The organism is Paenibacillus sp. FSL W8-0426 (assembly GCF_037969725.1).
Taxonomy (GTDB): Bacteria; Bacillota; Bacilli; order Paenibacillales; family Paenibacillaceae; genus Paenibacillus; species Paenibacillus hubeiensis.
Genome location: NZ_CP150203.1, coordinates 6,901,961 through 6,909,549 on the forward strand (window position 1 = coordinate 6,901,961; position 7,589 = coordinate 6,909,549).

The window sequence follows — 7,589 nt, forward strand, 5'->3', positions numbered from 1 at the left end:
CTGCACCGGGCAGGAAGCCATTGCGTCCTCAATGTCATGTTATTTCGTCGTAATGACCACACGCCGATTCGGCTCTTCGCCCTTGCTGTACGTCTTGATCTGCGGGTGGTTTTGCAGCTTCGCGTGAATCACCTTGCGCTCGAGCGGCGGCATCGGCTCCAGCATGACTTCCTTGCCGGTCCGAATGGCTTGTCCAGCAAGACGCTCAGCCAGATCTTCCAGCGTTTTACGTCTGCGCTGGCGGAAGTTTTCCGCATCCAGCACAATGCGCACGAAGCTCTCCGAATAACGATTGGCAACAATGTTCGTTAAATATTGAAGGGCATCCAGCGTTTGTCCACGTCTTCCAATAATCATGCCAAGGTCTTCTCCGGCAATGTTGAACAGGTGTCCATCCCGCTGTTTCTTGATGCTGACCTCAACGCTAAGTCCCATACCTGCTGCGACTTCCTTCAAAAAAGCAGCCGCTTCCTCATAGGGATTTTTCGCCGCGACGTCCTCAGGCGTTACATCCGCGCGGGGAGCATTCACGACTGGCTCGCTCGGCTGTGGTGGTGCCTCAGGAACAGGCAGCAGCCTGACTTCAACCTTGGCCGGTTTCACCCCGATCAAGCCCAGGAATCCTTTTGACGGCTGTTCTAACACTTGTATCTCGACCTTGTCCCTGCTCACGCCGAGTTCGGCCAATCCTTGGTTTACAGCATCTTCAATGGTTTTTCCTGACGTAATGACTTTGGTCATTTCGATTTTTTGGCCCCTTTCGACCGTTTGCCAGAGACGGTTGCCTTGCCGCCATTTTTGCGTTTAGCCCCGTTGTTGGAGCTGCTCTGCTTCACGTTCACCTCGGCTACGGCTTTGTCGTTATTCCGGTAAAGGAAGAAGTTTTGCACGATGGTGTAGATATTGCTGTAGAACCAGTACAACGGCAATGCCGAAGGGAACTGGTAGGACATGACAAAAATCAGGATCGGATATACCCATAACATGAATTGCATCGGTCCAACCTGCTGGGCCGGATTCATGCGCATCATCATCCAGGTTTGGACCCAAGTCGTGATCGCTGCCAGAATCGGCAAGATGAACAAGTGGTCCGGCGCTCCGAGCTGCAGCCATAAGAAATCATGCGTTCTCAGACTGGAGTTGCCGTAAATCGAGTTATAAAGTGCGATGTAAATCGGCATCTGAATCAGAAGCGGCAGACAGCCTGCCATCGGATTAACCTTGTTTTCCTGAAACAGTCGCATCGTTTCCTGCTGAACCTTCTCAGGTGTATCTTTATACTTTGCTTGGATTTCTTTCAATTGCGGCTGAATTGCCTGCATGGCCTTGGAACTGCGAACCTGTTTCATCGTCAGCGGCAGGATCAATGTCCGTACGATAAGCACCATCACAAGGACGGCCAGTCCATATTCACCGTTAAACCAGTTGGCAAATGTATCGAGCGCCAATGAGAACCAATACACTACATTGCTTTGCCAGAAAGATTCACTGTTCCTCAAGTCTTCCGTTGTTACACCGCTCCCTTGCGGAGTACATCCGGCGAGTACGGCGACCATTGCAATGACTGCAATAAGGAGAATCCACTTCCCCTTTGATGTCTTCAATCGCGACACTTCATAACCCCTCTCTTAACCATTCCATTCCACCGTAAATCATACCATATTCAGGAGGACAAATAAACCGAATACTATCGCTTGCTTGACTTCAAGAGGCTGCCCTTGCGCAAGACATGCAGCACGCTTTTTTCCATCTCCTGATAAGACATGGTCAAGGCTCCCTTTCGCACGATGAAAATCAGATCCATCTGGGTCACGATTTCCTGCTCGTGCCGTCTGACAATTTCCTTCACCATGCGTCTCATTCGGTTGCGAACGACAGCATTCCCGATTTTTTTGCTGCAGGACACTCCGACCCGGAATTGTTCGGTATCTTTACGGCGGCAGCCATACACTACGAATTGATGATTGGCGAACGATTTTCCATACCGGTATACGCGGTTAAAATCCGCCCGGTTTCGTAAACGCAGTCTTTTGTACACGGCGCTTCTCCTTGCTATTCTCCACCGTCCAACTTGACGGGGCTCCATTACTGATTTAGTATAGGCTTTCTTGCGTGGCGGTAAACCGCCGGAGCACAACTTGTTATATATGAAAAAGTACGTCGCACCGATGCCTGATCATACACGCCTGCGCCTAAAGCTGCGTCTCTCGCAATCTTTGGTTGGCTGTTGACTCCGGCTGCTTATGCTCTTGATATATATAAGGAAGTTTCCCGTTATCTTGTCGTGCATTGCATGAAAATCGGTTTAGCTTTGTAATGAAAAAAAAGACCACCGAAGTGGTCTTCTCATGCATTAAGCACTCAGGACTTTACGGCCTTTCAGGCGACGTGCAGCCAGAACTTTACGTCCGTTTTTTGTGCTCATTCTTTTACGGAAACCATGAACTTTTTTACGCTTGCTTACGTTCGGTTTGAATGTAGGTCTCAATGTATTGCACCTCCTTACAAGGAAATACTTATGTGATGAATCATTTTCATCTTCACAGAAAACACCTTTATATATTTAACCACGTCCCCATGCAAAAGTCAACTGAAAACGTATCCCCTCTTCCTCTTTTTCAAAAATATAGAATGATCCTCTCGCAAAAAGTTATCCCCAGCCTATGAGCAGGACCGTATTCTCCAATCCGATTCGATTTATCCACACCCGCGGAACGGATCAGCTTCATTCCCTTTTCGGCCTGGTTATACACATGTGGATAATCTTTTGTCCAGCTTCTTTTCTTTTTGCTTCAATATTCTGCCGTATTTTTTGATGATCTGTAATTTTCCGGGATTGAACTGGTTATGCTATCGTAGAAGCTTGAAATTTAATGTATTCGCTTTAATGTTCAGGTTTACAAGCTTTTGCGAAAGGTGTAGCATAAATAATGAGCTTGTATACAAGTATACTTATCGATGTCGTAAAATGTCTTTCGTGCCAAGATCGCTTCAAAAAGTCAGCGGTCCTCCGGTTGTGTTATGATCAGTATGGACGCATTCGGACTGCCTGCAAGTGGAAGTCTGTCTCGTGTACTCAAGAACTGATTATATTATAGGAGCGTTAGCCATTATGCAGTTTCCTTCTTCCTGGCTGCAGGGAGCTTCCCGCGGGGAAGCGATTGCCTGCGAATTGAGGTTGCGCATCATCAGCGGGGAACTCCGCCCCGGTGAAACGTTGTCGGAAAACCGGATTGCCGCTGATTATGAAAGCAGCCGTTCTCCCGTGCGCGAAGCATTGCGTACACTGTCGAATGAAGGCTTGATTCGACTGGAGCGTATGGGCGTGGTTGTGCTCGGCTTGAAAATCAGCGATGTTGAAGAGCTATATGACGTCCGTTTTTTGATCGAGAGCTTTGTGCAGCAACGGTTGGCGAACAATGTACCCGTACAACTGCTGACGCAGCTTCGCAATACGATTGACAAAATGGAACTTGCCGGACGGCACAGGGACGCCATCGAGTTTGCCCATCAGGATCTGACTTTTCACGAGGCGATCATTGAAGCGGCCAAGCACACCCGGATCTCCCATTTATGGAGAAGCATCCGATACGTCGTCATGACGGTGATGCTGCTTACGACCCGCAGGGTTTTCGCTCAGGGCGAACAAAAAATAAGCGATGTCATTCATAAGCATCGCCTGCTCCTCAAGGCACTTGAATCGGGGGATAAAGAACAGATTCAAGCCGGAGTCCGCGCCTACTTCAAAGATTCGGGCAAGACGCTTCATGAAAGCTTTGAGTCATGATCCGCGATGTATCGCGCTTCCTTTAAACGGCACACGAAGGTCCCCGTAAGCATAACGTTGCTTTTACGGGCGGCCACAATCATTCTGCAGGGGAATGGTTGGACATTTACTTGTCGACAAGTATACACAATGCGATTTCCATTCATCCTCGGGGTCCATTGTAAGCGTTATATAAACATAAAAAGGAGCATACACCATGAGTACTCTTTTTGGTCTATCCCATAATGCCACCTTGTTGGTATGGACATTGATTGCGATCGTATTCCTGATCGTGCTGATCTCCAAATACAAATGGAACCCGTTTATAACGTTGATGCTGTCGGCCCTGATGCTTGGCTTGCTTGCCGGCATGAAACCGGCTGACGTGATTTCATCCATTACCGGCGGATTGGGCGGTACGCTCGGAACGATCGCCATCGTTATCGCGCTCGGCACCATGCTGGGCAAAATGATGGCAGAGTCCGGCGGTGCCGAGCGCATAGCAACGACGCTTGTCGACCGCTTCGGCGTGAAGCGGGTACACTGGGCGATGATGATCGTTGGTTTTATCGTCGGCATCCCGGTGTTCTTTGAAGTCGGGGTTATTCTGCTTATTCCGATCATTTTCACGGTTGCCCGAAAAACCGGCATGTCCCTGCTTCAGATCGGCATTCCGATTCTGGCCGGACTTTCGACCGTACATGGTCTCGTTCCACCCCATCCCGCTCCAATGATCGCGATTGACGCGTTCAAGGCAGACCTGGGCAAAACGATTTTGTACTCCCTGATCGTCGGCATTCCGACGGCCATTATCGCCGGTCCCTTGTTCGGGAAGTTCATCGGCAAACGTATTCAACTGGAACCGCCGACCGAACTGGCCGAGCAATTTTCCACCAGCAAAACCGACCGATTGCCTGGGTTCGGGATCACCCTGTTTACAATCCTTCTGCCTGTTATTCTGATGCTGATCGGGTCGATTGCGAACATTGTGGACCCTGAGGGTACTAGCTCCTTCACGGTTTTCTGTGAATTTATCGGCCATGAGGTCATCGCGTTGCTTATTTCCGTCGTATTCGCGCTGTTCTCCCTCGGATTCGCACGCGGGTTCAATAAACACGACATTTCCCGGTTCACCAGCGAATGTCTGGCTCCGACAGCTACCATCATTTTAATCATCGGTGGCGGCGGCGCGTTCAAACAAGTACTGATCAACAGCGGTGTGGGCAATGCCATTGCTGAAGTGGCCACGCATGCCCACATCAATGTTATCTTGTTCGCCTGGCTGGTTGCAGCCCTCATACGCGTAGCCACCGGTTCGGCCACGGTTGCCATGACGACTGCCGCGGGCATTGTAGCCCCGGTTCTGGCGCTCACGCCAGGTGCAAGCATTGAGCTGGTCGTGCTCGCTACAGGTGCCGGTTCCCTCGTCCTGTCTCATGTGAATGATGCCGGCTTCTGGATGATCAAGGAATTTTTCAACATGAGCGTTGCGCAGACCCTCAAGACGTGGACCGTTATGGAAACACTATTATCTGTTGTAGGATTGATCTTTATCTTGATTCTGAGTACGGTGCTGTAAAGCACCTGCTCAGATTCGTTTTATTTTTAGGGGAAAAGAGGTTTAAATCATGAGTAACTATATGATCGGAATCGACATCGGCACCACCAGCACCAAATCGGTATTGTTTACGGAGCAAGGTGCCGTTGTTAGTACGTGCACACAAGAATACCCGCTGTATACGCCCGCGCCTGACGTAGCCGAGCAAGATCCGGAACAAATCGTACAAGCTGCCGTCCGTTCCATTCGCGGGGTCATGGACGAAAGCGGAGTCTCCGCAAATGAGATTCTGTTCGTATCTTGCAGTTCAGCCATGCATAGCTTGATTGCGATGGACAAGGATGACAAACCGATTACCAACTGTATCACCTGGGCAGACAACCGGAGTGCTGCTTGGTCCAGCAAACTGCAGGAGAATGGCGTAGGCCATCGTATCTATCGTCGTACAGGTACGCCAATTCATCCCATGTCACCGCTGACCAAGCTGATGTGGCTTCGCCACGACGAACCAGAGCTGTTTCAACGTGCCGCCAAATTCATTTCCATTAAGGAATATTTGTTTTTCCGTTTATTTTCTTCATATATCGTGGACTACTCCATCGCATCCTGCACAGGTCTGCTGAACCTGGAACAGCTGGATTGGGACGCAGAGGCGCTTGAGCTGGCCGGGATCACTCCGGATCGTCTGTCCCGCCTCGTACCAACAACACATACTATAGAGGGAATGCATCCGGAGTGGGCTGAAAAAACGGGACTCTCCCTCTCTACACCTTTCGTCGTCGGAGCAAGTGACGGCGTGCTGTCCAATCTCGGCGTCAATGCCATCGAGCCCGGGGTCGTAGCAGCCACGATCGGCACCAGCGGCGCGATCCGCACCGTCGTCAATCGCCCTGTCACCGATCCGAAAGGCCGTACCTTCTGTTATGCCCTGACTGATAACCTGTGGGTTGTAGGTGGTCCCGTGAACAACGGCGGCATGTTGTTTCGCTGGGTACGGGACGAGTTTGCCGCTTCGGAAGTAGAAACGGCGAAACGGCTCGGCATCAATTCGTATGACGTGTTAACCCGCATCGCCGAACGTGTCAGCCCAGGATCGGAAGGGCTGCTGTTCCATCCGTACCTTTCGGGCGAGCGTGCCCCCCTGTGGAATCCGAATGCACGAGGCTCCTTCTTTGGGCTCACCCTTCATCACCAGAAGGAGCATATGATCCGCGCTGTGTTGGAAGGGGTTATTTTCAATCTGTATACCGTGCTGCTCGCTATGGAAGAACAGATCGGGCACCCCTCCTCCATTCAGGCTACCGGCGGATTTGCCCGTTCCCCGCTCTGGCGGCAAATGATGTCCGACATCTTCAATCAGGAAGTCGTGGTGCCCGAAAGTTTCGAAAGCTCCTGCCTCGGCGCCGTGGTTCTCGGTCTTTACGCAACTGGCCGTGCGAAGTCGCTTGATGTCGTCGCCTCCATGGTAGGCACAACGCACAGACATAGCCCTGCGCCGGAAAATGCAGCTATTTATCGCGAGCTTCTCCCTCTTTTTATCCGCATTTCGCGCAAACTGGAGGAGGAATATGCCGATATTGCAGAATTCCAGCGCAAACACTCTGTTCTGAAGGAATCCAAGTAGGACTCCTCCCTCTTTATAAGCTAAAAGGCAGCACCGCGGACCGTTGGTCCGCGGTGCTGCTTTTTTTTCCTCCATATCAACGTGTCAGGCCACATCCGTGTTGAGCATCTGCCCTGGCATGACGCAATGATGCACTCCGTCGACGACAAAAGAGTTCACTTTAAAAATCCCATTCAACATCAAAGGACATCTTTTGTGCCTCTGTTTATCCACAATAAAGTTATTCACAAAATAGAAGCCCCATTTACGCACACTCGCCAAATTCCGCCGGATAACCTGTGAATAATCACATTTAGATTTTTAGGGCTTCATGTCGAAAATTAAACAAATTATAAACAATATATAGTGTTGTGATTAAAAATTATACACAAGTTATTGAATTTGTGGATAAAATCTCGCGATACATTGAAATGCCGGGCTTCTTTTGCTATGATTGTATTACTTTTGGATGTGAATATGTGATCTGAACCATAATATTATCAACAACCTGTGGATAAAGTTGTGAACAATTTTCCGTTGTTCATTCTTTTTTTGTTTTCGGCTTGCGGGAGTTTGGGGATAAATGCAACATTATTTCTCGTATTTCGACACTGCAACATGGCTTAAGCCACACTTGTAACATGTAAAAGGAGTGACAGTCT

The 7,589-nt window shown here is 49.7% G+C and carries 7 protein-coding genes; 3 read left to right on the plus strand and 4 right to left on the minus strand.

Going from position 1 to position 7,589, the window contains the following annotated elements; translation table 11 throughout:
* Positions 1-39: 39 nt before the first annotated feature.
* The 4 genes from jag to rpmH all read right to left on the minus strand — a co-directional run bounded on the left by jag (position 40) and on the right by rpmH (position 2,488).
* Entirely contained in the window at positions 40-741 is a 702-nt protein-coding gene (gene jag / locus MKY59_RS31155) for an RNA-binding cell elongation regulator Jag/EloR (protein WP_236413683.1), read from the minus strand.
* Positions 738-1,613 (minus strand): YidC/Oxa1 family membrane protein insertase, encoded by an 876-nt coding sequence (locus tag MKY59_RS31160; protein ID WP_236413684.1) that lies wholly within the window; start codon positions 1,611-1,613, stop codon positions 738-740. The genes jag and MKY59_RS31160 overlap by 4 nt, the downstream gene beginning before the upstream one ends.
* A gap of 74 nt (positions 1,614-1,687) precedes the next feature.
* Complete coding sequence (rnpA, locus tag MKY59_RS31165) at positions 1,688-2,038, minus strand: ribonuclease P protein component (RefSeq protein WP_339275444.1); 351 nt, start codon at positions 2,036-2,038, stop codon at positions 1,688-1,690.
* 315 nt (positions 2,039-2,353) lie between these two features.
* Positions 2,354-2,488: a 50S ribosomal protein L34 gene (rpmH, locus tag MKY59_RS31170; RefSeq protein ID WP_019914530.1), complete on the minus strand. Its 135-nt coding sequence runs from the start codon at positions 2,486-2,488 to the stop codon at positions 2,354-2,356.
* A 624-nt stretch (positions 2,489-3,112) separates the two neighbouring features.
* Here rpmH and MKY59_RS31175 point away from each other — a divergent pair.
* From MKY59_RS31175 to gntK, 3 genes are all read left to right on the plus strand, one after another.
* Positions 3,113-3,787 carry a GntR family transcriptional regulator gene (locus MKY59_RS31175; protein WP_236413686.1) on the plus strand — a complete coding sequence of 225 codons (675 nt, stop codon included), beginning with the start codon at positions 3,113-3,115 and terminating at the stop codon, positions 3,785-3,787.
* Between the two features lie 196 nt (positions 3,788-3,983).
* Positions 3,984-5,345, plus strand: coding sequence for a GntP family permease (locus tag MKY59_RS31180; protein ID WP_236413687.1), 1,362 nt, complete (start codon positions 3,984-3,986; stop codon positions 5,343-5,345).
* Between the two features lie 49 nt (positions 5,346-5,394).
* Complete coding sequence (gene gntK / locus MKY59_RS31185) at positions 5,395-6,948, plus strand: gluconokinase (RefSeq protein WP_339275447.1); 1,554 nt, start codon at positions 5,395-5,397, stop codon at positions 6,946-6,948.
* Positions 6,949-7,589: the final 641 nt, after the last annotated feature.

Bases quoted from the DNA above. Each gene is read 5' to 3' on its own strand.
- gntK (WP_339275447.1), top strand. From the start codon at position 5,395: ATGAGTAACTATATGATCGGAATCGACATCGGCACCACCAGCACCAAA.
- MKY59_RS31180 (WP_236413687.1), top strand. From the start codon at position 3,984: ATGAGTACTCTTTTTGGTCTATCCCATAATGCCACCTTGTTGGTATGG.
- jag (WP_236413683.1), bottom strand. From the start codon at position 741: ATGACCAAAGTCATTACGTCAGGAAAAACCATTGAAGATGCTGTAAAC.
- MKY59_RS31175 (WP_236413686.1), top strand. From the start codon at position 3,113: ATGCAGTTTCCTTCTTCCTGGCTGCAGGGAGCTTCCCGCGGGGAAGCG.